The sequence below is a fragment of the Streptomyces kronopolitis genome (genome assembly GCF_050953795.1).
GTDB classification, from domain to species: Bacteria; Actinomycetota; Actinomycetes; order Streptomycetales; family Streptomycetaceae; genus Streptomyces; species Streptomyces kronopolitis_A.
Window position 1 is genome coordinate 1,637,051 of sequence record NZ_CP191850.1, and the last position, 23,455, is coordinate 1,660,505.

The 23,455-nt window shown below is 67.3% G+C and carries 24 protein-coding genes and 2 pseudogenes; 12 read left to right on the forward strand and 14 right to left on the reverse strand.

All coding sequences use genetic code 11. The features are described from left to right. Positions 1-52: 52 nt before the first annotated feature. From ACQP17_RS07120 to ACQP17_RS07130, 3 genes are read right to left on the reverse strand one after another with little or no spacing between them, the layout of a single operon-like run. Positions 53-757: an ATP-binding protein gene (locus ACQP17_RS07120; protein ID WP_433855493.1), complete on the reverse strand. Its 705-nt coding sequence runs from the start codon at positions 755-757 to the stop codon at positions 53-55. After that, positions 757-1,776, reverse strand: a complete 1,020-nt coding sequence (locus tag ACQP17_RS07125; protein WP_433855494.1) for a hypothetical protein — start codon at positions 1,774-1,776, stop codon at positions 757-759. Before ACQP17_RS07125 ends, ACQP17_RS07120 begins: the two co-directional genes overlap by 1 nt. Position 1,777: 1 nt before the next feature. Next, positions 1,778-2,104, reverse strand: coding sequence for a transcriptional regulator (locus tag ACQP17_RS07130; RefSeq protein WP_433855495.1), 327 nt, complete (start codon positions 2,102-2,104; stop codon positions 1,778-1,780). 779 nt (positions 2,105-2,883) lie between these two features. Here ACQP17_RS07130 and ACQP17_RS07135 point away from each other — a divergent pair. From ACQP17_RS07135 to ACQP17_RS07150, 4 genes are all read left to right on the forward strand, one after another. Next, on the forward strand, positions 2,884-3,324 hold the full coding sequence (locus ACQP17_RS07135; protein WP_433855496.1) for an XRE family transcriptional regulator: 441 nt from the start codon (positions 2,884-2,886) through the stop codon (positions 3,322-3,324). 72 nt (positions 3,325-3,396) lie between these two features. Further along, the gene (locus ACQP17_RS07140) at positions 3,397-3,915 is read left to right on the forward strand and encodes a hypothetical protein (protein WP_433855497.1); all 519 of its coding nucleotides are present in this window, start codon (positions 3,397-3,399) and stop codon (positions 3,913-3,915) included. Next, positions 3,912-5,060, forward strand: a complete 1,149-nt coding sequence (locus tag ACQP17_RS07145) for an MAB_1171c family putative transporter (RefSeq protein ID WP_433855498.1) — start codon at positions 3,912-3,914, stop codon at positions 5,058-5,060. Before ACQP17_RS07140 ends, ACQP17_RS07145 begins: the two co-directional genes overlap by 4 nt. Next, a complete protein-coding gene (locus ACQP17_RS07150) occupies positions 5,057-6,292 on the forward strand; it encodes an amidohydrolase family protein (protein ID WP_433855499.1) in 1,236 nt (411 codons plus the stop codon). The genes ACQP17_RS07145 and ACQP17_RS07150 overlap by 4 nt, the downstream gene beginning before the upstream one ends. A 96-nt stretch (positions 6,293-6,388) precedes the next feature. Here ACQP17_RS07150 and ACQP17_RS07155 read toward each other — a convergent pair whose 3' ends face one another. The 7 genes from ACQP17_RS07155 to ACQP17_RS07185 all read right to left on the reverse strand — a co-directional run bounded on the left by ACQP17_RS07155 (position 6,389) and on the right by ACQP17_RS07185 (position 13,260). Continuing rightward, positions 6,389-7,600, reverse strand: coding sequence for a UDP-N-acetylglucosamine--N-acetylmuramyl-(pentapeptide) pyrophosphoryl-undecaprenol N-acetylglucosamine transferase (locus ACQP17_RS07155; RefSeq protein WP_433855500.1), 1,212 nt, complete (start codon positions 7,598-7,600; stop codon positions 6,389-6,391). After that, positions 7,597-9,786 carry a B12-binding domain-containing radical SAM protein gene (locus ACQP17_RS07160; protein ID WP_433855501.1) on the reverse strand — a complete coding sequence of 730 codons (2,190 nt, stop codon included), beginning with the start codon at positions 9,784-9,786 and terminating at the stop codon, positions 7,597-7,599. Before ACQP17_RS07160 ends, ACQP17_RS07155 begins: the two co-directional genes overlap by 4 nt. After that, on the reverse strand, positions 9,783-10,703 hold the full coding sequence (locus tag ACQP17_RS07165) for a TauD/TfdA family dioxygenase (protein WP_433855502.1): 921 nt from the start codon (positions 10,701-10,703) through the stop codon (positions 9,783-9,785). The genes ACQP17_RS07160 and ACQP17_RS07165 overlap by 4 nt, the downstream gene beginning before the upstream one ends. A 359-nt stretch (positions 10,704-11,062) precedes the next feature. Next, positions 11,063-11,683, reverse strand: a complete 621-nt coding sequence (locus ACQP17_RS07170; protein ID WP_433855503.1) for a hypothetical protein — start codon at positions 11,681-11,683, stop codon at positions 11,063-11,065. Positions 11,684-11,747: 64 nt separating this feature from the next. After that, on the reverse strand, positions 11,748-12,194 hold the full coding sequence (locus ACQP17_RS07175; protein WP_433855504.1) for a DUF6302 family protein: 447 nt from the start codon (positions 12,192-12,194) through the stop codon (positions 11,748-11,750). Next, on the reverse strand, positions 12,191-12,799 hold the full coding sequence (locus ACQP17_RS07180; RefSeq protein ID WP_433855505.1) for a hypothetical protein: 609 nt from the start codon (positions 12,797-12,799) through the stop codon (positions 12,191-12,193). The genes ACQP17_RS07175 and ACQP17_RS07180 overlap by 4 nt, the downstream gene beginning before the upstream one ends. Positions 12,800-12,846: 47 nt before the next feature. Continuing rightward, positions 12,847-13,260, reverse strand: coding sequence for an ATP-binding protein (locus tag ACQP17_RS07185; protein WP_433855506.1), 414 nt, complete (start codon positions 13,258-13,260; stop codon positions 12,847-12,849). Positions 13,261-13,561: 301 nt separating this feature from the next. Here ACQP17_RS07185 and ACQP17_RS07190 point away from each other — a divergent pair, with 301 nt between their 5' ends. Together ACQP17_RS07190 and ACQP17_RS07195 are read left to right on the forward strand one after the other, a co-directional pair. After that, positions 13,562-14,464: a helix-turn-helix domain-containing protein gene (locus ACQP17_RS07190; RefSeq protein ID WP_433855507.1), complete on the forward strand. Its 903-nt coding sequence runs from the start codon at positions 13,562-13,564 to the stop codon at positions 14,462-14,464. Beyond that, on the forward strand, positions 14,464-14,676 hold the full coding sequence (locus ACQP17_RS07195; protein ID WP_433855508.1) for a DUF397 domain-containing protein: 213 nt from the start codon (positions 14,464-14,466) through the stop codon (positions 14,674-14,676). Before ACQP17_RS07190 ends, ACQP17_RS07195 begins: the two co-directional genes overlap by 1 nt. A 132-nt stretch (positions 14,677-14,808) precedes the next feature. Here ACQP17_RS07195 and ACQP17_RS07200 read toward each other — a convergent pair. Next, positions 14,809-15,306: pseudogene (locus ACQP17_RS07200) on the reverse strand (glycine cleavage system protein H). A 1,043-nt stretch (positions 15,307-16,349) separates the two neighbouring features. Here ACQP17_RS07200 and ACQP17_RS07205 point away from each other — a divergent pair. The 3 genes and pseudogenes from ACQP17_RS07205 to ACQP17_RS07215 all read left to right on the forward strand — a co-directional run. After that, entirely contained in the window at positions 16,350-16,619 is a 270-nt protein-coding gene (locus ACQP17_RS07205) for a helix-turn-helix transcriptional regulator (protein ID WP_433855509.1), read from the forward strand. 110 nt (positions 16,620-16,729) lie between these two features. Further along, positions 16,730-18,013 (forward strand): tyrosine-type recombinase/integrase, encoded by a 1,284-nt coding sequence (locus tag ACQP17_RS07210; RefSeq protein ID WP_433855510.1) that lies wholly within the window; start codon positions 16,730-16,732, stop codon positions 18,011-18,013. Between the two features lie 72 nt (positions 18,014-18,085). Beyond that, positions 18,086-18,214, forward strand: a pseudogene (locus tag ACQP17_RS07215) (3-hydroxyacyl-CoA dehydrogenase family protein); the annotation flags it as partial. Positions 18,215-18,647: 433 nt separating this feature from the next. Here ACQP17_RS07215 and ACQP17_RS07220 read toward each other — a convergent pair. Next, complete coding sequence (locus ACQP17_RS07220; protein ID WP_433855511.1) at positions 18,648-19,553, reverse strand: LysR family transcriptional regulator; 906 nt, start codon at positions 19,551-19,553, stop codon at positions 18,648-18,650. A gap of 131 nt (positions 19,554-19,684) precedes the next feature. Between ACQP17_RS07220 and ACQP17_RS07225 the strand changes: the two genes are divergently transcribed. Further along, complete coding sequence (locus tag ACQP17_RS07225; protein WP_433855512.1) at positions 19,685-20,509, forward strand: inositol monophosphatase family protein; 825 nt, start codon at positions 19,685-19,687, stop codon at positions 20,507-20,509. Positions 20,510-20,544: 35 nt separating this feature from the next. Then, positions 20,545-21,141 carry an NADPH-dependent F420 reductase gene (locus ACQP17_RS07230; protein WP_433855513.1) on the forward strand — a complete coding sequence of 199 codons (597 nt, stop codon included), beginning with the start codon at positions 20,545-20,547 and terminating at the stop codon, positions 21,139-21,141. Between the two features lie 93 nt (positions 21,142-21,234). Here ACQP17_RS07230 and ACQP17_RS07235 read toward each other — a convergent pair whose 3' ends face one another. Further along, positions 21,235-21,873, reverse strand: coding sequence for a carbonic anhydrase (locus ACQP17_RS07235; protein WP_433855514.1), 639 nt, complete (start codon positions 21,871-21,873; stop codon positions 21,235-21,237). Positions 21,874-22,577: 704 nt separating this feature from the next. Here ACQP17_RS07235 and ACQP17_RS07240 point away from each other — a divergent pair. Further along, the gene (locus tag ACQP17_RS07240; protein ID WP_364877935.1) at positions 22,578-22,835 is read left to right on the forward strand and encodes a hypothetical protein; all 258 of its coding nucleotides are present in this window, start codon (positions 22,578-22,580) and stop codon (positions 22,833-22,835) included. A gap of 30 nt (positions 22,836-22,865) precedes the next feature. Here ACQP17_RS07240 and ACQP17_RS07245 read toward each other — a convergent pair whose 3' ends face one another. Beyond that, positions 22,866-23,396: an NUDIX hydrolase gene (locus ACQP17_RS07245; RefSeq protein WP_433855515.1), complete on the reverse strand. Its 531-nt coding sequence runs from the start codon at positions 23,394-23,396 to the stop codon at positions 22,866-22,868. Positions 23,397-23,455 lie beyond the last annotated feature (59 nt).

Sequence of the window (23,455 nt, forward strand, 5' to 3'; positions counted from 1 at the left end):
GTGAGAGGTGAATGAGGCGGCGCGCCGCCACGGGCACGGTCGGCCTGCGAAATCAGGCGGCAGGGCGGAAGCGTCTGCGGTCGACCGGCTCGAACTCGACGCGGGTGGTCATCTGCGCGAGCCTGCTGGCGACGCGGTCGCCGAGGTAGGCCCGGAAGTCCCTGATGCTGAGGTTGGTGGTGATCAGCGTCGGGAGTTCGAGGTTGTACCGGCGGTTGATCAGCCGGTAGGTCACTTCCTCGACCCACTCGGAGGACTTGGCCGCACCCAGGTCATCGATGATCAGCAGCGGGCAGCGACTCACGGCGGCCAGCCCCCTCTCACTGTCCACCCCGGGCCGAGGGCGCAGGTCGGCGTAGAGGTCGGCTGCGGTGGTCGCGCGCCAGCGCACGCCGATCCCTCTCTGGGCCAGCAGCCGGACCGCGCCGTAGGCCTGGTGGGTCTTGCCCGCGCCGACGACTCCGGCCATCAGCAGGCTGGGGCCGGTGGTGACCTGCCGCCGGGCTCCCCGGCTGGGCGCGACGGCCGCCTCGGCGACCTCCCGGGCCCACGCCAGGACCTGCGGGTGGTCGGCGACCGCGGCCCGGTAGCGCGGGGGCATCCCGGCCGACAGGGCATCCAGCAGGGAGACCGGTTCGGGCTCGTCGACCACCGCGGCGACGGCGGCCGGGTCGATGTTGCGGGCCGCCAGGATCCGCGCCATGCGGTCCAGGGTGCCCTCGCCGAGGGTCTGCGGTTCGCGGTGACGGGTGCGCATCACAACTCCTCGGCGTAGGCGGCGGCAGCATCGACCGGGTTGGTCCACGCCTGGTGAGCGGGCACGTTAAGCCGGGATCCCGGCCGCGCCAAACCACCGGGGCGCGCGTTCATGGCCTCGTTGACCATGCTGGTCAGCACACTCGGGTGCTTGGGGTTGCCCGCGAAGTTCTGCAGCCCGGCCCGGATGTGCTCCGGGGCGATGCCCTCGCCCAGGAGCTTCTTGGTGATCCGCCCGAGGTGCCCGAGCACGTCGCTGGGCGGGCACTCGTCGCAGGCAGCGGTGTACTCGCCGATGAGCTGGTTGGCCGAGACGCCGGCTGCGGGCGCTGTGCGCCCCGTAGGAACAGAAGATCCAGGATCCAAGATCCTAGATCCAGGCGCCGAGCCCTCGCCGAGGCTTCGGGGAAGGTTCGGGGAGAACTCGGCGAATGCGCCTTGACCTGCGCTTTTCACGTCAGCGTGGCCAGGGCTGCCCGCCATGCCGTCGAAGGCGTCCTGCTGAGCGACGGGAGCCTGGTCGGCTTGGCCACGAGGCTCCCCGGCCGGCTGCGCGGGCAGATCGAGGACTCGGGGAGTATTCGGCGAACCCTCGGGGAGTCCTCGGGGAAGTGTCGGCGGCTCCTCGGACCTCTTGGCGCAGGTGCCCTTGCAGGGGGCGCACCGGCCGGCAGCCTGGTGCTGCGGGCAGGAGGGCAGCCGGGACTGGCTGGGCTTGTCGATCTTCTGGTGCTCAGCCCAGGTCACGATGTGGAGGTAGCGGCGGCCGTCGCATCCGGTGTACCGGCACAGGAGCCCGGCTGTGGCGAGCTGGTGGAGGTCGTCCTCGACGTGCACCGAGGTGTGCTCGGCGCGCAGCGGCCACAACAGCCCCGCAATGATCGCGGCGTTGTCGCGATGACGCCCGTGGTCATCGGCCTGCGTGAGCAGACCGAAGAAGGTCCGCTCAGCCTCGACACTCACCTCGGCGAGCGACTCGGAGACGAACGCCTCCGGCTTGATAGTTCGTATCCGCGCCATATCAGCGGCCCCGACCGGCGGCGACCAGATCGCTGCGGGTGAGAGTCGCGTCGGCGAGGTCGAAGGTGTGCGGCCGTGTCCAGTCCGCCTCCGGCCAGACCCGCAGGATCCACCTCGCCGCGACCGTGGCCGTGTTGCGGCCCAGTTGCAGCGTATCCCCGGTCTCGTCCTTGACGATGGCGTGCAGGTGGGGCCACGCCTGCTTCGGGTCGTTGAGGCTGACGCGGATGGTGGCCGCGCCCGGGATCATGTCGGCGAGCTGGGCGGCGAGGCGGTGTTGACGGTCGTCATCCGGGCAAGCCAGGGTGCCGCTCGGCATGGCGAGCATGCGATACTCCGTTGCTTGTAGGAGATGCGGTGTGACGGTTCTCGTGCAAAAGCCCCGTCGCCCCGCGAGATGTGAATGGGCGCTCCTCGGGGTGCCGGCCCGGCGCTTGGGAGTTGGTAGCTCCCGGGCGCCGGTCTCCTTTACCCCGGCGGAAATCATGGCCCGCGTCTGTACATCACCCTCCTCTCCTGGCCCGTCGGCCGATGATCCGCGTATGCAGGGACCAGCAACATAGGCGGGCGCCCCCACAAGATCCAGTCGTCGAAAATGGACTGCCGCTGCGCCGGAAATCGAATCGGCGGAGCGACCTTTCCCCGGCAGAAGAGGCCCTGTGGCATATCGGAATCCCGAGGGGTCCATCACAATGCACAGAGTGCCCACGTGACACCTGAAGGTGATTCGATCTTTTTGAGGCGCTGGTCACCATGCGTCCACCCCGGACTCCCGCCGCACTTCGCCCCTACGCGAATGGGCAGAGCAGTCACTCGATGTCCGGACATCGGGCAATTCTGGCCGACCGGGTGGACGGTGGCAGAGTGCGCTCAGGCGAAGGTGTTGGGCGGTGCGAGCCGCCTCACCCGACGCCACGGAGAGGCACCGAAAGTTGATCAATCTCTCCACTCTTATATAACTCACACTCGTCAAGCTTTCACTTCAGTGGAAACCGCTGATGGGAGCGTATCCGGGAATCGCCATGCGATCAACTGCCGTGAAGGCGTGCTCGACCCTTCATCCACTCATGTACGATGACCTACCGACTCTCGACGAGAGGGGAAGTGGTGAGCGAGGCGACGGGCCGCTCTTTGGCGGACAAGATCAATCACCTGTTCGCGACGATCAAGGACGCCGACGGCCAGGAGTACAGCAACGATTACGTGGCGAACGCCATCAGCCAGTCGGGGATCAGCATCTCCATGAGCTACGTCTGGCAGCTGCGGAAGGGGAAGAAGGACAACCCCACCGTGCGCCATCTGACGGGCCTGGCGAACTTCTTCGGTGTTCCTACCGCGTACTTCTTTGATGACTCGGTCACGGGGCAAGTGGACGGCCGGCTGGAGAAAATGGCGGCCGAGCATGCGAGTTTCAGCGACGCGCTCGAAAACGGAGACGTCAAGCTGATGGCTCTGCGTGCCGGCGAACTGTCGGACGAACGACGAAAGCAGGTAATGGACTTGCTGGACGTCGTCTATAAATTGGAGCAGGCAGAGCACCGCGAATGACACGCTTTGTGCGGCGTCATATCGCGGATGGGGGGTGCTGCTGCAGCGCGCGTCGTATGCAGGAGAAGTACCTTGAAGGAGCGCGAGCTTCGCAGGCGCTGTAAGAGAGAACTGCGAGCCCTGAACGTTCAACCCCCCTTGCAGGTGGACGAACTCTGTCGGCAGCTGGGCGAGCGTCGCGGCCGTCCGATTCGGCTGGTACCGCACCGGATGCCGGTGCCTGGCCCGTTCGGCGCGTGGATCGCCACTCCGTCGGCCGACTACATCTTGTTCCAGCAGGAGACCACCCCAAGCCATCAGAGGCACATCGTCCTGCACGAGGTCGGGCACATCCTCGCTGACCACCAGAGCGAAGAGGTCGACGACGAGGAGCTGTGGAAGGGCGCGGTCCCGAACCTCGCGCCGGGATCGGTGAGGCGACTGCTTCGTCGGACCTCGTACGACGAAGAGCATGAGCGGCAGGCCGAATTGGTCGCGACGATCGTGCTGGAGTGGGCCTCGGTGTTGGACCGGGTCGCCCCTCGACGTGCCGCGAATCCTTCTCTGCGTCGTGTCCAGACGGCACTCGGCGATCGTCAGGGGTGGCTGTGACCGCCCTCGTCCTGACTGCCGCGCTCCTCCACCTCGCCGTGGTCTGGAAGTTCGTGCAGGTCGCAAACGCTCCCCACGATCTACCCCTTCGCGCCGTGACCTTGTGCCTCGTCTGCACAGCCGCTTCGTTCCTGCTCGGCCTCGACGCCGCGGCGGACATCGTCGACCACCTCCTGGGGGTCGGCGTGTCCCGACTGGTCCAGAACTCGCTGCTGGTCGCGGCGGTCTACTGGCTGATGTGCATCTTCCTCTTCTCCGCGGAAGAACGGCGACGCGCCAGACGTCGTGCGAGGTGGGAAGCTCTGCCCCTGGCGGTGGCGGTGCTGGTCCTCGTCCTGACGAGCATCGCCACTCCGGCTCACATCCGTGGTCGGGAGTTCGCCAACGCCGATATGTCCCAGGCCCCCGTGGCTCTGTTCTTCGTCGCAGCGCTGGTCTACCTCGTCTACGCGCTCGCGTCCGCGCTCTGGTGGACCGTGCGGTACGCCCGGATGTCGATGCGCCCCCTGGTGACCGGGCTATGGCTCACCGCCGGCTCCTTGGCGGGCATGGTGGTGGCGAACACCGGCCGGGTCGGCATTGACGTGATGCGGTGGCGCGGTGAACCGGTCCCGGCATGGCTCACCCACGGCACTCAGGGGCTCCTGGCACTCGCCGTCCCCGTGTTCATCGTCGGCGTGACCTACTCCGGCGCTGCGATGCGCATGGCGAGCGGGCGGATATGGCTCCAGCATCGCCGCGCGCACCGTCGCCTTCGCCCGCTGTGGGAAGCGCTGCACGACGCCTTCCCGCAGGATGCTCTCAGCCGTGTGCCGACCGGCGGCCGGCGCGAGTTCCTGTCGCTGCGCGGCACCCACTACCGGTACTACCGCAGGGTCATCGAATGCCGCGATGGCCTGGTGCGCATCAGTCCCCACCTCGCCGAGCTCGGGGTGCGAGAGGGAGCACCGCCTTCGGAACTCGCCCGTCACCTCAAGAGGGCCCTGGAGACACAGGCGAACGAAGCAGCCACATCCCGACAGGCGCTGGCCGTCGCTCGTCCCGACGACGACAGCCTCGATGCCGACGTCCGGCAGCTCGAACTGCTCGCCGACGCACTCAGCAAGGAGCCGGCCAGAGCGGAAGCCGGCAGCACTTCAAGGTGAACAGCCCGCGGGCCAGCACCCAGGCAAGCACGATGAGGAGCAACACCATGACAGACGCACTGCTCACAGCCGGCCAGGTCATCACCGGCCCCAACGGCGCCCGCATCACGGACGGTGCCGTGCTGGTCCGCGGAGACAGAATCGCTGCAGTCGGGCCTCGTGAGGAGATCGAGCGCCTCGCGCCCGAAGGTCTCCCCACCACGGCCGTCCCGGACGGCACACTCCTGCCGGGACTCATCGACTCACATGTGCACCTGATCTTCGACGGCGGCGCCACCCCGCTGGAAACGGCCCAACAAACGGCTGACGAGGAACTGCTGGTGGGGATGGCCGACCGCGCTCGACGGCTGCTGCACAGCGGGGTGACGACGGTTCGGGACCTCGGCGATCGCGACGGTCTCGCCATCCGCCTCCGCGACACCATCGCCAACGGCGTCCTGCCCGGACCCCGCATCCTGTCCGCGGCAACTCCCCTGACCTCGCCCGGCGGCCACCTGCACAGCTTCGGGGGCGAGGTATCCGGTGAAGACGCCATCCGCGCCGTGATCCGCCGCAACGCCGACCTTGGCGCCGAGGTCATCAAGGTCATGGGCACCGGAGGAGGCATGACCAAGGGCGGCCCGGCCATCTGGCAGAACCAGTTCACGGAGCACGAGCTGAGCATCGTGGTGGACGAAGCCACCCGCCATGGACTGCCGGTCGCCGTCCACGCCCACGGCACCGACGGCATCGCAGCCGCAGTCCGCGCCGGTGTGACCACCATCGAGCACTGCACCTGGATGACCGAGGGCGGAGACTTCGACCTCCGCGAAGACCTCGCCACGCAGATCAAGAGCCAAGGGATCTCCGTCTGCACGGCCACGAGCCCCAATTGGCGGGGCTTCGCCGAACGCGTCGGTCAGGAACGGGCCGAGTACCTGTTCAGCTCCATGCGCTGGATGGCGGACCTCGGTATTCCCATGATCGCGGGAACCGATGCCGGCGTCACCCGCGCGGTTTTCGACAGGCTCGTGAACACCTTGGAGTTCTACGAGTACCTCGGACTCAGCAATGCCAAGATCATCGACATGGCCACCGCGGACGCCGCGCAGGCCCTGGGCATCACCGATACCGGACGGATCGCCGAAGGGCAGCGTGCCGACATCATCGCCGTCGACGGTGACCCACTCGTCGACCTCGGGGCCCTGCGCGATATCCGCCTCGTGATCGCCGGGGGCAAGCGAGTACGGTAGCGCGCCCCTTCCTGCCTCCCTGCGGACCCCGCGGACGGCCCTCACGTGAGTGCTGCGGCTCCTCGTGCAGGTCAACACCCGTGTAACGCACAGGCCCTAGTTTCGGCGGTCCGTCCCGAGCGCGACACTCAGCAGGACCTCGATCAGCCGGGACGCGGCATCCGGCTTTCCCATCGCCCGGGCTGCCTGCGCCATTGTGTCCCGTCGGCGAGGGTCCGACAACGTCGGCTCCAGAGCGGCCCGCAGCGCAGGGGCGTTCGCGCCGTCCCCCGTAAGTGCCAGGGCAGCCCCGGCCTGCTGGAGGTGGAGCGCGTTGTGCTCCTGCTCGTTGCCGGCGGAGGAGGCGAGGGGAACGAGGACGGACGGTTTGCCAAGTGACGTCAGCTCGGAGATCGTGCCCGCGCCGCTGCGGGAGACGACGACGGAGGCGAGCGCGAGCACATCAGGTAGCTCGGGACCGACGAACCCGTCGACCCAGTACCGGGCGTGCAGCTCGGCCGGTAGCCCCTCTGCGGCCTGCCGCGATTTCTCCACCCAGTTGGGTCCGCATTGGTGGATCACGTTGGCTACGGACAGCAGCCACGACAGGTTCTCGCGGATCATGCCGTTGATCTGCTCGCTGCCCTGCGCTCCGCCGGTGACGTACACGGTTGGGAGGGCGGGGTTGTAGCCGGTCATGCCGAGGGCCGGGACTGCCTTGGCTGGATCGCCGGTGAATACAGCAGGGCGGACCGGGTTGCCGGTGACGACCGCGGATGCGGCGACGGAGTCCGGCAGGAGCTTCAGCGAGTTGTCCGAGGACAGGGCGACGGCGGTCGCGGAGCGGGCGAGGACGCGGTTGGCGAGGCCGAGCCGTACGGTCTGCTCGTGGATGACCAGCGGGGTCTTGGTGGCGCGGGCTGCGAATCCGACCGGCACGGCGACGTACCCGCCGGTGGAGAGGATCACGTCGGCCTCGAAGCGGCGGGCGATGGCGCGGGCCTCCAACACGCCCTTGGGTACGCGGCCCATGTCCCGCATATTTTCGGCGTTGATCATCTTCAGCGGGTTGCTGGACCGTCGGAGCTTTCCGGTCGGCACCGTCTCGAAGGGGATGCCCTCGGCGGGGGCGACGCGGGATTCGAGTCCCGTGGCGGTGCCGACCCACAGCACATCCACGCTCGCGCCGTGGCTCTGCATGACGGTCTGCATCTCGCGGACCGCGGTCAGGGCAGGGTATGTGTGCCCGCCCGTTCCGCCTCCCGTCACCATCAATTTGAAAGGACGGCGGAAGGAGGCGAAACGGGCAGCGAGGGCATCGATGGTCACGGCGTGACGGCATCCGATCGTGAGGGCTCCGCATCCGACGAGCCGGAGCCGGCGGCGGTCATGCGAACTTGCCGGACGATATCAGGCAATCTGACCTTGGTCAGAAGCCATCCGAACCCGGCCGCCGTCGAGCCCATCTCGCTCACGTAGGTGCGCAGGGTGGCTCTCTGACGGTCGGTGAGCACGAAGTTCCGCGTCATCGGTTCCGGCAGCCGGTAGCGGCGCGCGTCGGGCGATTCCTGCCCCTCCCGTGCGTCCTCCAGCAGGCGGTCGATGTCGAAGTCGGCGACCTGGCCCAGAATGGCGGGTGGCTCGGCGGTGAAGACCTGCGACAGCTTCAGCTGGTGATACGCGGCGCCCTCCCGGACAAGGCGAGCCACCAGCGAGGGCCCGCCGGTTGCGGCTCCGACACGGCGCAGGACGGTGAGTGCGGCCCGTACGGCGACGTCGGTCAGGTCCTCCAGGGCCTCGGAGATCATCCGCATCCGGTACGTGTAGAGCAGGTTGTTGCCCAGCTCCCCGCTGATGTAGCGGTCGACGTTCGCCGTGGCGAACCGCATGAGGTCCTGCCGGCCGTCCCAGAGCTGCTCGTCGGTCTCGGCCAGGAACTCGCTGAGCACCCGGTTCAGGTCCTCGCCATGCTGCTGACCGCGGCACTCCTCCAGCCAAGTCATCGGGGAGATCTCGTGGGCGCGGAGGATGGCGAGGATCGCGCCAAACACGCCGCCGTTGTAGAGGGAGGCGAGGAGCAGGGCCATCACCCGGCACTCGCGGTACTCCTCGTACGACAGGTGGGGCAGCTCGACGCACACCTCGTCCAGCTCGGCTGCACGGACTTCCTTGCCCAGGACGGTGTAGCGGCCGAAGCAGCGCGGGATGACCCGCCATTTCGTGCCCAGCCCCCATCGCTTCCGGTAGGCCGGGGCGTACATCTCGGAGGAGGGCAGCAGGGTGAGCTGGAACATGTTGAGCCGGTCGAACCGGGCGTCCATCAGACCGCGGAGGGTGTCGAAGTGCTTCTTCTTCGAGTCGTCCGGTAAGGCGAGGATCACCTCGCTGTACGACTGCGCTCCGGCCTGCGCCGACTGAAGGGCGATCTCCATCATCTTCTCGGCCGAGATGTTCTTCCGCTGGACGGCGGCGAGGACATCCGTGTCGAGAGACTGCACCGAACCGGACAGGCTGATCGTTCCCGGCACTTGGGCGACGGCGTCCAACACCCGTTCGCGCTGGTTCTTGCCGGTGGTCACGTTGACGACCCGCGGCCAGCCGTAGAGCTGCTGGCACTCCGCGAGAATCTGGCAGGTGTGTTTGTCTTCCGGGAACATCCCGAAGTTCGAGTCGGTGATCAGCAGCTCGTTGCGCGCGGTGCCCGCTTCGACGAGGGGCGCCATCCTCCGGCCGATGTAGTGCAGTTCGCCTTCGGCTTCGGCGCGCGGGCGCTTGGCGACCTTGGAGAAGTAGTCCTGGCCCTCGGTGCAGAAGTTGCAGCCGAACGGGCAGCCACGGGTGGTCGTGATCGTCGGTACGCCGCCGCGCTCGAAGAACTGGTCCAGCAATCCGGCCGTGTACGGCGAGGGCACGTCGACCAAGTCCCGGATGCGGTTTCGCGGGCGGGGCGTGAACACCACACGCCGGTCCGGGGAAAGGGAGTGCACGCCCGGGATCGTGTCGAGGACTTTGCCGGCCGGCTTGCTGTTCAGGTGCAGCAGCAGGTCGGCGAACGCGATCTCGCCCTCTCCGTCCACGTAGAAGTCCACTGCTCCGGCCAGGCGCCGGTGCCAGAACTGGACCTGGTCGGCGCGCAGTAGCGGGTAGTGGGGCCCGCCCATGACGACCACGGTCTTCGGGAACTTCTCCTTGATGACGCGGGCGAAGCCGATCGACAGGTGCGCGTTCCAGATGTAGTGGGAGAACCCGATCACGTCGGGTGCCCCGTGGGTCTCCAGGGCCGCCGCGAGATCGTCGGGGAACTTGAAGATCTGCGGGACGCGCTGGAAGTCCATGACGGTCGCCGCGTGCGTCGCCAGGCCGGCGACGGCCTGCGGCATCGTCTCGGCGGACACGGCCTGCTGCGTGTACGTGAGGTCGCACAGCCAGACCTTCAGGTTCATCCTCGGCCGCTGCTCGGAGCCGGTCGGGCAGGCCGCTGCGGCCAGCGGCATGCCCAGGTCGACAGTGGTCATCGGGTCTCCGTCCCGGCAGCGCGCAGGAACATCTGCCACAGCAGGCGACGCCGCTCCTGGGGCACCTCCTCCTGGCCGTGGCCCAGGGCCTCGCGGCCGTGCACGGACAGGTGCTGGTTGACGACGATCAGGTCCCCGACGCCGAGGAGGAACTTCTTCTGCTCGGCGATCAGCTCCCGCTCCAGGGCTCGCACGGCACCGGTGTGGGGGTCTGCGGGGTCCATGTCCGGCAGCATCTTCGCGGTGAACCGTACGAACCCCTCGGGCACCGACCGTCCATCGAGGACGGGGAACGGGCTGTACTCCTTGCCAACGCCGGTCAGCTCGTAGAACGCGCCGTCGCTGAACACCCGCTCCGAGAGGAAGGCGCGCTCGCCGTCGCTGAGCCGGTCCACGGCCGGGCGGAGCCGGGAGACGATGCTGTACCCCTCGCCCCGCGGGTCGGGGCGCACGCACAGCAGCGCGCTGTAGTCCGGCGGCTCGGTCGCGTTCACGATGTCGATGTGCAGCGGGTTGTACCCGGATCCGGTCGCGCGCATCGGGTCGATGGTCAGGTTCGTGCCCAGGGGTTTCCACAGTGGCCAGTTGTCGAAGGCCCGCAGCGGCGTGCCGAGCCAGGACAGCAGCACGGTCGCGGCCTTCTGCCCGTCGTCCAGCCCGTACCGGTCGAGCAGCGGGCCGGCCTCGATGACGGCGAACCCGTCACCGTGGAGGTTGTTCAGGAGATCGCGGCATCGACGCACGACGATCTGGGCCTCGGGCGACTCGGCGAGGACGCGCTGGTAGGCCGTGCTCACGTCCTCGCGCAGCAGCCCCCGGTCGACTTCGGCGGTCGGAAGGTCGAGGACTCTCTTGCCCAGGAGTTCGACCAGGGGCTCGGGGAGAGGGACACGGAAGGTGCTCGGTGTCGTGGTCATACTGGTTGTCTCCTACCTTCGAGCTTCACGGAGCGGATGGAGGTACTGGCGTGCGGGGTGCCTGTGCACCCCGCACGGAGAAGCGGGTGGTGCCGCGTTCTCCGACGCCGGATGTTGGAGCCGTCTCCCGGCCCACGCCCTGTAAAGCAGCGGGCCGGGAGACGGAGCGGTGGAGCAGGCTGACTACGTCTGCGGCTGGTGAGGTCCGGTGCGGAGTCGCCCGTTGGGTAGCGTCGCCCTCGCGCGCGCTACCCCTTCAGTCGTAAGTGCCGCTGGCGCCGATCCGCGACTGGAGCGTCCGGACCTGCTCAATATGGGCGGTGACGGGGTGGCCGGCGCCTGATCGGTCGTACTCGTCGTCAAGATCGGCTGACCGTCGCAGCGCTGTTTTGGAGCGCCTTCACGAACCGGCGTGCAGTGTCCAACTTGATGGCCACCAGTTCAATAGCGGGATCTTCGTCGCACCGTCGGCAGTACGCGTGGAGGTGCATGTCCATGAATGCACCGCCGGTAGCCGCCTTGAACGCGGTGTTGAGCCGGCTGTAGACCGCATTCGCCTCGGGCCAGTCCGGGATTTCAGCCGGCTCGGGGCCAGGCTCGGCGCCCAGGATGCAGGCCAGTCGGTCCGCCATATGGATGGAGATCTCACCCAAGGCGATCCTGTCCAGGCCCCAGACCACAGGTACGGGGAAGTCGACCAGGCCATGGTCGAGTACAGCGCAACGCAACTCTTCTGCCAGCGAGTAGTTTCCGTCCAGCCCCTTGCGAACGAGGTGCTCGAGCCGTGTGGCCTGTTGGGTGTCGATGGCGTGCAGTTTGATGTACGGGATGTCCTTCCTGTGCTCAAGGACGGGGCGGAGGTCTCCCAGACCAGCTTCATCCAATGCCCGGTAGAGGGCGCCGGCAGTGGCCACCGTCTCCTCCTGGGTGGCCTGCGGCGCGAGAACGCCGCACTGCTGGGGCGGCTCATCGGCAGTCATGTGGATCTCCAAAAGGGTGTTCGTAAGCGACGGAAGACAGCGGGAATTGGGTCACGTTCGGCTGCTACGTGGGCTCGAAGGAAGGAGCATCGGGTGTGTCCACAGACGGGGTCTGTGAGCGTTGCCGCAGGAAGTCGGCTATCGCGGTGTCGCTATAGCCGAAGAAGCGCCCGAAGATCTCGTCCTCCTCCCACCACTGGGGCGGAGGTTCCCCCCACTCGACCGTGTGGCACGTATCGCGATACGGCGACCAGCGGACACGCAGGCCAGGGAAACCAGGAACAGCGCCGAGGAGTGCACGGGCTTGAAGCGCATCCGCCACATATTCGAAGCTCGCGTAGCCGCCTAGCCGCACGCCACCCACCGGGACTGCCAACAGCGGAGAGCCGAGGAGTGCGACCGCGAAGCCGGCGTCGGCGAGGTCCGGGTCCGCGAGGCACGCACGGAAGTCCTCGTAGTCGTACGCTTCGCGGGCGGCCAGGAGACGCACCGGAGTCGATGCGAGGGTCATGCGGTCCGCACCACAGAGGTGTGGTGGCGTTCGGCAGGAGGCCTTCTCCGAGGTTTGACCAGAGGGTGGCCACTACGGGCTGGGCCGAGGTGCAGCCGCAGATGGGCGGTGCTCGCTTCTGGCCCCTTCATGAGACGCAATGCGACAAGGTAGTCCACCAGCCCACTGACGACGTTTCCGGCATAGCGGAGTTCACCCTGTGTAGGCCCGGAGACAGCGAGGCCAGCGACGCGAAGAGTCCGGCTCTGCGCGACGAGGTCCGTGACACCTCGTTCGCGCTCGCAGGCCCCGTGCACAAACGCGATCCGTTCGAGCTGTTCCAGGTGGGAATGTAATCGCCGTTGAAGGGCCAGACGGTCGTCCGGGGCGGGCGGCGGCACGCCGTCCAAGGCGTCTGCGACGTCATCCAGCAGGGCTTCGACATCGAGCGGTGTCCAGCGGTCGAGCGCGCCGAGCACACGCGTCAACAGCGATGTGTCGTCTGGCGCCGGCTCGCGAAAGGGCACAGGCGGCTCGCCGCTGCGGGCGCCGTCCGGGACGTTGAGATTGTCGTCCAGGTGCTCCGCGAGGAAGCTTTGGTGCGCCCTCGTCAGGACACTCATCATGCTCCCGCCACCGTGGTCAGCACGCCCCGTACGAATCGATGCCGGGTTCATACGGCCCCTTCGTTCGAGGCCCAGATCTCGAACCAGACGTCCTTCCCTTCCGGGGTGGGCTCCGCTCCCCAGGCGTCCGCGGTTCCGTTGAGCAGGAAGATGCCGCGCCCGTTCTGGCTCATCCAGTCCGGCTGCTTAATGACGGGCAGCTCGCTGCTGGCATCGCTCACCGTGATTCGCACAGCGTCGGAGTTGTTTTGGAGCGTGAGCACACACCCCGGTGAGCCGGTGTGCTTGAGCACGTTGCTCAGTACCTCCGTAGCGCACAGGGCAGCTGGGGCCACCATCGCGTGGCGCCCCCACCGTCGAAGGTGGACGGCAATGACTCGCCGGATGTACGGGAGCAAGTCCGGGCGGATGATCAGTTTCTGTTGGTATTGCTTCGTGCTTGCCCCTGCCATGAGGGCCATGGCTCCTCCAGCGCCTGAGAGTTGGGCGCATAGCGAACGGTCAACATCACGTCACGGACCAAGAGCACTGAGAGTTGCTGGGAAGCACGCACAGTGTTGGCCCGGCGCCAGCATGGCAGCAGAATCGCTACGGTGGAAGCCATCTCGCAGAATTCTGTGAGATGGCTTCTGTTCCGAACTTCCGTTCCAGAACCGGGAGTTGTTGACAGCGCTCGAACGTTGCGCGACAACGCGCAAGATACGTTGCCAACGCGGAACGTTCGCCGTCAGACTGTGACGCAATGCGTAGGAGGGTGCGGGGATGATCGAGACAGCCGAGTCGGCTACACCAGCGTTCGAGGCAGCAACACCTGCCTTGTGCCGGCTCCAGCTCGGCAGCGAGTTGCGGCAGTTGCGAACCCAGTCAGGGATGAAGGCCGCCGAGGTGTGCCGCATACTCTCCTGGGCCGGATCGAAACTGACCCGCCTGGAGACAGCGGACAACGGGATCGTCGAGCCGGCCGACGTGATCGCTCTCTGTCAAATCTACAAGGCGGCGCCCGAGAAGCAGCGAACCCTTACGGGGTACGCCACCGTCACGAAGACCAAGAAGGACTGGTGGCAGTCACCAGATGTCCGTGACGTCATTCCACCTGGCTTCAAGGCGTATCTCGGACTTGAAGCCACAGCTGAGAAGTTGGAGAACTACGAGAGCGAATATATTCCCGGACTCCTCCAGACCGAGGCGTACATTCGGGCCATCCACCAGCGGGCTCACACGGGGCTGCCTGTCGAGCAGATCGATCGGCTCGTGGCCGTGCGCATGACGCGGCAAGAAGCTCTACATCGAAGGGTCAAGCCGCTGGAGTTCACCGCAATCATCAACGAGGCGGTCCTCCGGCGCGTGATCGGGAGTGCCGAAGTGATGAAGGTGCAGCTCCGCCACATCGCGGACCTCGCTGGCTCCAATCCCCACGTCAAGATCCAGGTCGTGCCCTTCGAGATCGGAGCGCATCCAGGCATGAACGGACCGTTCACGGTCCTCAAGTTCGGGATGCCCTCACTCAAGCCGATCGTGTACCTCGAAAACCTCGGCGGCGCGGGTGTCTCGCGCCGGGAGGACGACGTAAAGAAGTACGAGGAAGCGTTCAGCGACCTCCAAGCACTTGCTCCGGGCTACCAGGAGTCCCTGAGCATGATCAACACGGCAAGCAAGGAGTTTTGATGCAAATCCGAGCCGATGACCTGAACGTCGACTGGTTCTCATCGAGCTACAGCAACGATCAGGGCGGCCAGTGTGTTCAGGGAGGGTTGATGGGCGACGGTTCGATGGCCGTCCGCGACTCCAAGAACCCTCACGGCACCGCCTTCGTGTTCCCTGCTGCCGCCTGGTCCCAGTTCATCGACACAGTCAAGCGCGGGGTGTTCGGCGCCTGATCCACCCATGCCTCGTTGAGTCCCCCTCCTCGGTCGTCACGAGGAGGGGGACTCACCTATTTCTACCCTCGGCCGAATATTTCAACTAGGGCCTGTGCGGCCGATCATTCGCCCATCTGCTGGCACCTCTCGCTACATGTTGCACGCATCGAACCCAAACCGTGTCGCGGCCCGGCCGTGTCCCGACTCGCAGGTTGAGGCTAATCCTCGGAAGGGATGAAGGTGTCGTACTCCTTCGCATTCATCAGGCCGTCGGGGGGGCTGGTGCAGGTTCTTGAGGACGATCTCGATCAGCCATCCGTCGCCATACGGCTCGGAGTTGATCAGCTCGGGATCTTCGCTCAGCTGGTCGTTGCGTGCGGTCACCTGGCCAGCCGCCGGCATGCAGACCTCGGTAACCACCTTGACCGATTCCAGAGAGCCGATCGGTTAGCCGGCGTCGAACCGATCGCCGACGTTGGGTTGCTCCACATAGACGAGGTCGCCCAGTTGCTTCTGGGCGTGGTCAGTGATGCCGTCGCGAACCTTGCCGCCGCTCACGGTTTGGACCCATTCGTGGCCCTCGGGCACCTGAGGGCTTCGGGGATGTTCGCCATGAACCGAGGCTGCTACAGCTCGTGCACGAAACATGACAGTTACGGCATGTCGAGGACGGGTGTCGCGTCAGGAGATCCTCCTCAGCTCGTCGACAAGTGCTGCTGCTGAAAGCGAGAAGCCACGCGGTGGACGTGAACACCCCATCAGCGACGGGGCGGGGTCAGGGGAAACGGGCGCGGGGAGCGGGTTGGCCACCACGCGGCCCCTGCACCAGGTGCGGCAGGCGGCCGACCCCGAGCGGTCAGCCGCCTGCCGCCTGCCGCACCGGTCTTGGCGACTGAGCACGCGATCGTGCAGACGGTCCGGATCCAGCGGCACTCCAGCCTCACCAGCAACGAAATCGGCCAACCGCTGCCAAACTTCTCCGGCACCAACCGTTCCACCAGACCCATCGTTCACGGGTGGACGAACCACCACGCCATCAGAAAGGGCGTCTTACCGGAAGCCGTGACGCGGCGACTGTAATCAGTCAGTATCCGGCATTACCGGCACGTCTAATCTTACGCACCTTCCCTTACGGTCCAGCCCTTTTCTGACGGCAGACCATCTACCTCTCACTGTCATTATCGGGTTCCCTGCCCATTCCCCCTCCGCATGGGACATTCCGCCGCACCTGCAGTATCTGCTGCAGGCGCCGCCGAAGTCCAACCGTCTCTGGAGATTTTCTAGAAGATTCACCTCGTGAATAGGAGCTTCGAGGGTCCTACTGCCATCCAAGGCGGCCACCTCGTGAGGGACCACATCGGGCTCCGGTGCATTCAGGTCCCTTTCCAATGAAATCCCAGAAAAGGGAGGGGTGGTGCGGTGCGGGCCGACCCTGGCGCACGGCAGTTCGCCCACGGCAGACATTCACGACTGGAGAGCCAGCAGACTTCATGCCAACGTACAGGTGCCGGCAAAACCTGAGGTCAGGAAGGGAATGATGCAACACCATGGACTGCCGCGCCCGTGAGCAACCCGCACGGCCTAGCTCCCCAAGCACCCCGCTACGCAATACCAGAAATTCCCGGTTTCGCCAAGCACCGACTTCTCCGGATCGTGAGGTGCATCGATTCCTCGGACCGTGGAGAACGCAGATGCACCACCAGAGCACACCCACTCATGAAGCTGCCTTCTTGAACCTGACTAAGGCAGCGGAGTACCTCGGCATCTCACCAAACACCTTGTATGTCTGGCGTCACCGACGGCAGGGACCTCCGAGCTTCCGCATGGGCGGCCGCGTCATGTACAGGATCTCAGCTCTGAACAAGTGGGTCATGGCGCAGGAACAGGAGGATTCTCGTTCAAACGCTGCCCTCAATCCGCTCAGCAAAAAGCCGGTGAAGCGCGGAGTGCGCACTCCTTGATTTCTGGACACGAGCCCGAAGACGGTGCGTCGACTTTTCGGTGCCCCAGCACGCGGCTTCCCACCAGGCAATTCGAGCACAGGTAATTGAGTTCATAGGAGCAGCTTCCCTTGTCGGGGTACATAGAAGACCGCTGGCTCAAGAAGAAGCCCAATAAAGACACCGGTAAGCGGGAGCGGACTTCCCTGTGGGGCCAGGGCAAGCGCTACCGGGTGAAGGGCATCCCGGACGTGCGGGACCGCTCGTTCGACGCCAGCGAGGACGCGAAGCGGTGGCTCGCGAAGGCGCAAACAGACACCACACGTGGCGAATTCGTCGATCCTCGCGACGGGGCCATCCCCCTAGCCGAGTACGTCGAGAAGTTCTGGTGGCCGAGCCGATCGGACGAACCGTCAACCGCTGGCCCCATGCGTAGCAAGATCTGGAACCACATCATGCCGTTCCTCGGCGCAACGGCGCTCCGGGACATCGATGCTGCTGCGCTTCGTGTATGGACAGCTCAGCTCCTGACGCGGGTCGAGGCATCCACGGCCCAGGTGATCTGGACCCACCTCTCGACGATCCTCGATGCCGCCGTCGATGACGGCCGCCTGATCAAGAACCCCTGCAAGGCCTACCGGACAGTCAAGGCGCCCAAGCCTGCGAAGGGGAAGGCCAAGGCATGGTCCAGGCCGACCGTGGAGGCCGTCCGGGCCGGCCTCCAGGAGCGGTACCGCATCGCGGTGGACCTCGGTGTCGGCCTCGGCCTGCGCCAGGGTGAGGCGTTCGGCCTTGACGAGGATGACTTCGACTTCGAAGCAGGTGTCGTACACGTCCGGCGCCAGTTGCGGTGGAACTCCAAGGGGAAGCCGTACTTCTGCCTGCCGAAGGGTCGCAAAACGCGCGAAGTGCCCATCTCCCCCAACCTCGCCGCGCGTGTCCAGAGCCACCTGCGTCGCTTCCCTCCAGTCGACTGCACCCTCCCGTGGCGCAACCCGGAACCGCCGACGTCTGAGCTGGAAGCGCGACAGCGCAAGCCAATCACCGTACGGCTGGTCCTGAGCACCTCACAGGGCAATCGCATCAATTGCGCGACCTGGAACAAGCGAAGCTGGCGGCCCGCACTCGCGGCGGCCGGCGTCGTGAAGACGCTCGGGGAGAAGATCGAGACGTACGGGGGCCGAACCAAACGGGAAGCCGTCTATGAGCTCTCGCGCAAGGACATGTTCCACGTACTCCGACACACCTACGCGAGCACCCAGCTCGAAGCAGGCGAGTCGCTCATTAGCCTGTCGGAATGGCTCGGGCACGCCTCGCCGCAGACGACGCTGGAGCACTACGCTCACTTCATGCCTGGGGCAGGCAGGCGGGGCCTCGCCGTCATGGACGAGTGGTTCGATCAAGATCCACAATAGGTTGTCCCTGAGAAATCCCTGAGTGCCCCAGGCACCCGAAACCGGGCCCGGAAACCGCAGGTCAAGTAGCTAGTCGCCAACATCGCCAACATGTACGAGGAATACAAGGAACCCCTGTACGCCGCTCCCCCACTGCTCGCCCGCATGGTCGACGCGGGCCGCCTGGGGCGGAAGTCGGGGTCGGGGTTCTACGCGTACTAGGGCTTCCGGCGATCCCACCAACTGGCGCTGCCTCGCGGGGAATTCACCTGGGGCAGCGCCAGTGGCAGAACTGCAGGCGGCGGGACTCCCGCAATACCCACCAGCTCCTCAGCCACGCATCACCGCCTTGATGACGTGAGGTCGACCGGACCGACAGGGGGGCCCAACGAGTGGGCCCCACACGCGAGTTCACCGTACGGCCTGGGGAAAAGCGGGCGTTCCGAAGTTCCTCGGGCTTCCCGGCGTCACCCGGTCGTCGTAACGGGAGCGCGGCTACCTGACTCCCGCCCGCCCGCCAGGCTTCGCGACCGAGCCCAGCGCTCGTGTGCGTCCGCCGCCGCGGTCTGGCGAAACCACAGGCCCGCACCACAGTTGCCCGCGGCATGGAGATGGTCGCGTGACTGTACGGGCAGAGACGGCAGGACAGCGTCGGTCACGATGCGCCGCGTAGGGTGAGCGCGCTTCGTGCCAGCCCGCGCAGCCAGGCGTGGGCGTGGTCGCTGTCGTAGCGCTGATGCCACGACAGGTAGACCGGCGCCGAGGGCAGTTCGAGCGGTAGGGGGAGCACGACCAGGCCGAGGTGGGTGACCGCGGAGCGCGTGGTGGCTTCGGGGACGCTGATCAGGAGGTCGGAGCCGCGCGCGAACTCCAGCGCGGCTGCTTCCGTGGGGGCGGTCGCCACCACGCGGCGGGTGAGGCCGAGCCCCGCGAGGGCGTCATCGAGGGCGTTGCTGAGGTTTCCACGGCGCGAGACGGTGAGGTGTTCCGCTCCGGCGTACTGCTGTGCGGTGACGGTTGTGACGCGCGTGAGGGGATGCTCTTTCCTCACCACGGCGACGAGGCGACTCTCGCCCACCTTCTCGGCATGGATGTCCGGTGCGGTCGGACGGTTGGCGTTCGCCTCCAAGTCGACCTCGCCGCGCCGCAGTTCCGGGGTGTCGGTGCTCGACTCCGCGACGAAGCGCAGCCGCACACCCGGTGCCTGTCCGCGCACGGCCGCGAGCAGTGCGGGGCCGCTCAAGGCGATCAGGGAATCGTGCCAGCGGAGGGTGAAGGTGCGCTCCAGTGTCGCCAGATCGAGCTCACGGCTGGGCGCCAGCACCCCCTGGACCTGGTGCAGCAGCTCGTGCACCTGCTTTCGGACCGCGACCGCGTACGGCGTCGGGGTCATCGTGCGGCCGGTGCGCACCAGGATCTGGTCCCCGGTCGTGCGCCGGATCCGGCCCAGGCTCCGGCTCATCGCGGGGGCGGTGACGTGCAGGCGTGCGGCCGCCCCCGCCACGCTGCCCTCCTCCAGCAGCGCGTCGAGCGCGGCGAGCAGGTTCAAATCCAGTTGCATGAGAGTCATGCTACCCGTGTTTTACATGCACTTGAGGTTAATGATGGCGCCTTCTAACCTTCGAGAACGGGCGCAAGAGCGCACGGTTCGCGCCCAGTTGGCCTCATCTGCTGCTCAGACAGGAGACCACCATGTCCCCAACCCTTCAGACCGCTGCCGCCTCCGACTCCGCCTTCGACGCCGCCCTGCTCGCCCAGACCGCGATTGCCGTGCGTACGGCGGGTACGGCACTGCGCGAGCGCTTCGGCGAGGTGGTCCGCCACCGGACCCGCGAAGAGCTGATGCGCGCGCTCGCCGCCAACGACGACACGGTCCTGGACATCCTGCGGCCCCGCCTCATGGACCTGCGCCCGGAGGCCGGCTGGGTGGCGGACGAGCTCGACAGCGGGGCGCTGCCGCCCGGCGAATGGTGGGTCGTGGACCCGGCCGAAGGCAACATCAACCACCTGCACGCCCTGCCGGATTGGGCGGTGACCGCCACCCTCGTGCGCGAGAACCAGCCGGTCCTCACCGTGGTCCACCTGCCGCTGACCGGGGAGACCTATACCGCCCTCACCGGCAAGGGCGCCCACCACGACGGCACGTCGCTGCACGTCTCCCGGACCACGGACCTCGCGCTGAGCATCGTGGCCACCAGCCAGGCCCGGCCGGACGAGGCCGAGAAGGTCGTGCGACGTGTCGGCACCTCGATCACCGCAATGCTCTTCGACGCGCTCACCGTCCGCACGGCCGTGCCCGCAACCCTGCACCTGATGAACGTGGCCGCCGGCCGGATCGACGCCTTCTGGCAGTTCGCCGGCGCCCGGGCGGACCTGCTTCCCGGAGCGCTGGTCGTCACCGAAGCCGGCGGACGGATCTCCGACGCCCAAGGCCGCCCCTGGACCCCGCAGAGCGAGAGCTTCCTGGCCACGGCGCCAGGCATCCACGCCGAGGCCGTCACCACCCTTTCGCGCTGACCGCGCACCACAATTGCACACGGAAGGAACACATCATGACCACCATCGCAGTTCTCGGAAACGGCCGCGTCGGGGGCAACCTTGCCGCAGCCCTCACCCGGGCAGGGCATGAGGTGACGGTGGCGGACCGCACGCCGGGCACCGCCGCCGACGCTGCCCGCAGAGCCAGGATCGTCATCAACGCCACGCCGGGCGCCGGCTCACTGGACCGGCTCGTCGCCCTGCGCCAGGAACTGCGGTCCAAGATCCTCATCGATGTCTCCAACGCCACCGTGGACGGCCCGGACGGACTGCCCGCTGACCTGCTCCACCCCGGCTCCAGCCTCGCCGAGCAGCTCCAAAAGGCTCTCCCCGACACGCGCGTCGTCAAGACGCTCAACACCATGCTCTTCCCGGTGATGACCGCGCCGGCCACGCTCACCCAGCCGCCGACCGCGTTCCTCTCCGGCGAGGACCCGCAGGCCAAGCAGACCGTCCACGAACTCCTCACCGACCTCGGCTGGCGCAAGGAGTGGATCACCGATCTCGGTGGAATCGAGACCGCCCGCGCCACGGAGGCCGCAATACTGTTCGTGCCGCACGTGCTCCGGACCAGCGGGTTCACGCCCTTCGCGATCTCGATCGCCCGCTGAACCGGACACCCGACGCCCCGGACGGGGCTACGCCCAAGACGGGCCCTGCGCGTACCCCGGTGCTCCGCCGCACTGCGCAGCCCACGGTCCTCTCTACCGGCCGGGATCAGTCCTGCTCAAACCGTGCGAGCCGACCAGTTGTGCAGTGCCATCGGCCAAGCGGTAGGACAGGCCGACCACGGCCAGGCGGCCGGCGGCCACTCGGTCGGCCAGGGCGCGGGAGCGTTCCAGCAGCAGGTCCACGGTGTGCCGGACGTGCTCGGTCAGGATCTCTTCGGGCTGCTCGCTTCCGGCGGCGCGGGCCGCCAGCACGCTCGGGGCGACCCGCTCGACGATGTCCCGGACGAACCCGGCCGGCACCCGGCCGCCGTCGATGGCGGTGCGGGCAGCCGCGATGGCCCCGCACTGGTCGTGGCCCAGTACGACGACCAGTGGGCAATCCAGCACGGTCACGCCGTACTCGATGCTTCCCAGCGCCTCGGCACTGGCGACATGGCCGGCGTTGCGCACCACGAACAGATCACCGATCCCCTGATCGAAGATGATCTCGGCGGCCAGGCGGGAGTCGGAGCAACCGAACAGCACTGCGAAGGGATTCTGGGCCGGGGCGGTCTCGGCGCGGCGTGCGGCGTCCTGGTTCGGGTGCTCGGGGGAGCTGACCACGAACCGATGGTTGCCGGCAAGCAGCATCTCGAAGGCGTCATCGGGAGTCGGTGTGGGAGTCTCGCTCATGGTGGGAGGTTACGGTCGACCCACAAGAATCAGCCGGTGCGATCGGCCTCGCGGCGGCACTTTGGTGATTCGGCGTAGTGCGCACCCTGGCGCAGAACTCCCGTGGGTTGCGCTCCCCCGCCCGCGACGCACTGCTGATCGCCCTGGCCGAGGCCGGTGCCGCGGTACCCGGCCGCAGGTGAGACGGAGTGCGCTCGGCGGCCCTCGGCGCCGTTCACGGGGCGGGGCGTGCCGGCGGGCGCGGCCGCCACGGCGGCTAGTCCAACCGCCGGAACCAGGTGCCCGCCCGCCGGGGCGGAGGCCGGGGTCGGGGTCGGGGCCGGGGTCGAGGTCGGGGTCGGGGTCGGGGTCGGGGTTCCAGGCGTACGGAGCCCGTGGGGTGCCCGCCCGCCGCTCGGGGGAAAACCGGCGGGCGGGCCCCGGGCCGGCGGGCGCCCGTCCGCCGGCGTCGGCCCCCGTGGCACCTTGCAGTCAACGCCCCCGCGGGCGCGCAGGGGAGAGTGTGAACGGCCCCGGTAGGGGTGCGCGATTCACACCCCGTACGAACGCTTCGCACCGCCCGTCACCCCGGGTCACTTCACACGGGGTGTGAAGCACGGACCAGCATCTCCTCTCCGCACACGCTCCCGCCCGTCGCCGCAGCGCAGTTGACTGTTCTGTATATGGACAACGAACTCGCGAGACGAAGGAATGAGGAGCGGACCGTGACCGCCCACCCCCGAACCGATCCGGTGATCGCCGACTTAGCCGAGTTGAGACGTCTGCACGACGTCGGCAACGCCCGGGTCGACGGTCAACTCGCGCTGCTGGCGCAGCGCTCGGCGCAGCAGGCGCGGGACGCGGAGGAACTCCAGCTGCGCATCACGCAGCTGGAGAGCACCCGCTGGCCACTGCCCTCCCTCGCCGCACTCACGGGGCTCGCGGCGCTGGCGGTGGCGGTGTGGCAGGCCACGGGCCGGTGACCGCCGGCCACGGTCACCGGCCGGCGGCGGTCAGCCGAGCCGGATGTGATGCAGCATCAGCAGGGCCGCGGCCATGTTGGCGGCCGGCACCTCCCCTCGCGCCACCATGTCGGGCACCAGCTTCAACGACACCCACTCCCGCCGCTCGGACTCGAAACCGTCCTGCGGCGGACCGGTGTACTCGGCGTGGTCGGACCAGTAGATGTGATGCCGCGCATCGGTGAGGCCGTTGGACGGCTCGACGGTGAGGAGGTGGTGGAGGGGTCCCGGGCGCCACCCGGTCTCCTCCTCCATCTCCCGGGCGGCCGCCACCGCGGTGTCCTCGCCGTCCTCGACGACACCGGCGGCCAGCTCCCAGCCCCAGGTGTCGGTGATGAACCGGTGCCGCCACAGCAGCAGCACCTCGTTGGCCTCGTTGACCACCGTGGCGATGGCGACGGGCCGCATCCGGATCAGATAGTGATCCAGGTGACGGCCGTCCGGCAGTTCCACATCGGCCAGATTGACCCGGAACCAGGGGTTCGCATAGACGGGCTTTTCGCTGAGATTGTTCCAACGCACGTAACTGCCACCTTCCGCTGTAGTGCCGGCAAGGTGACACGAGCCCGGGCGGACAATCC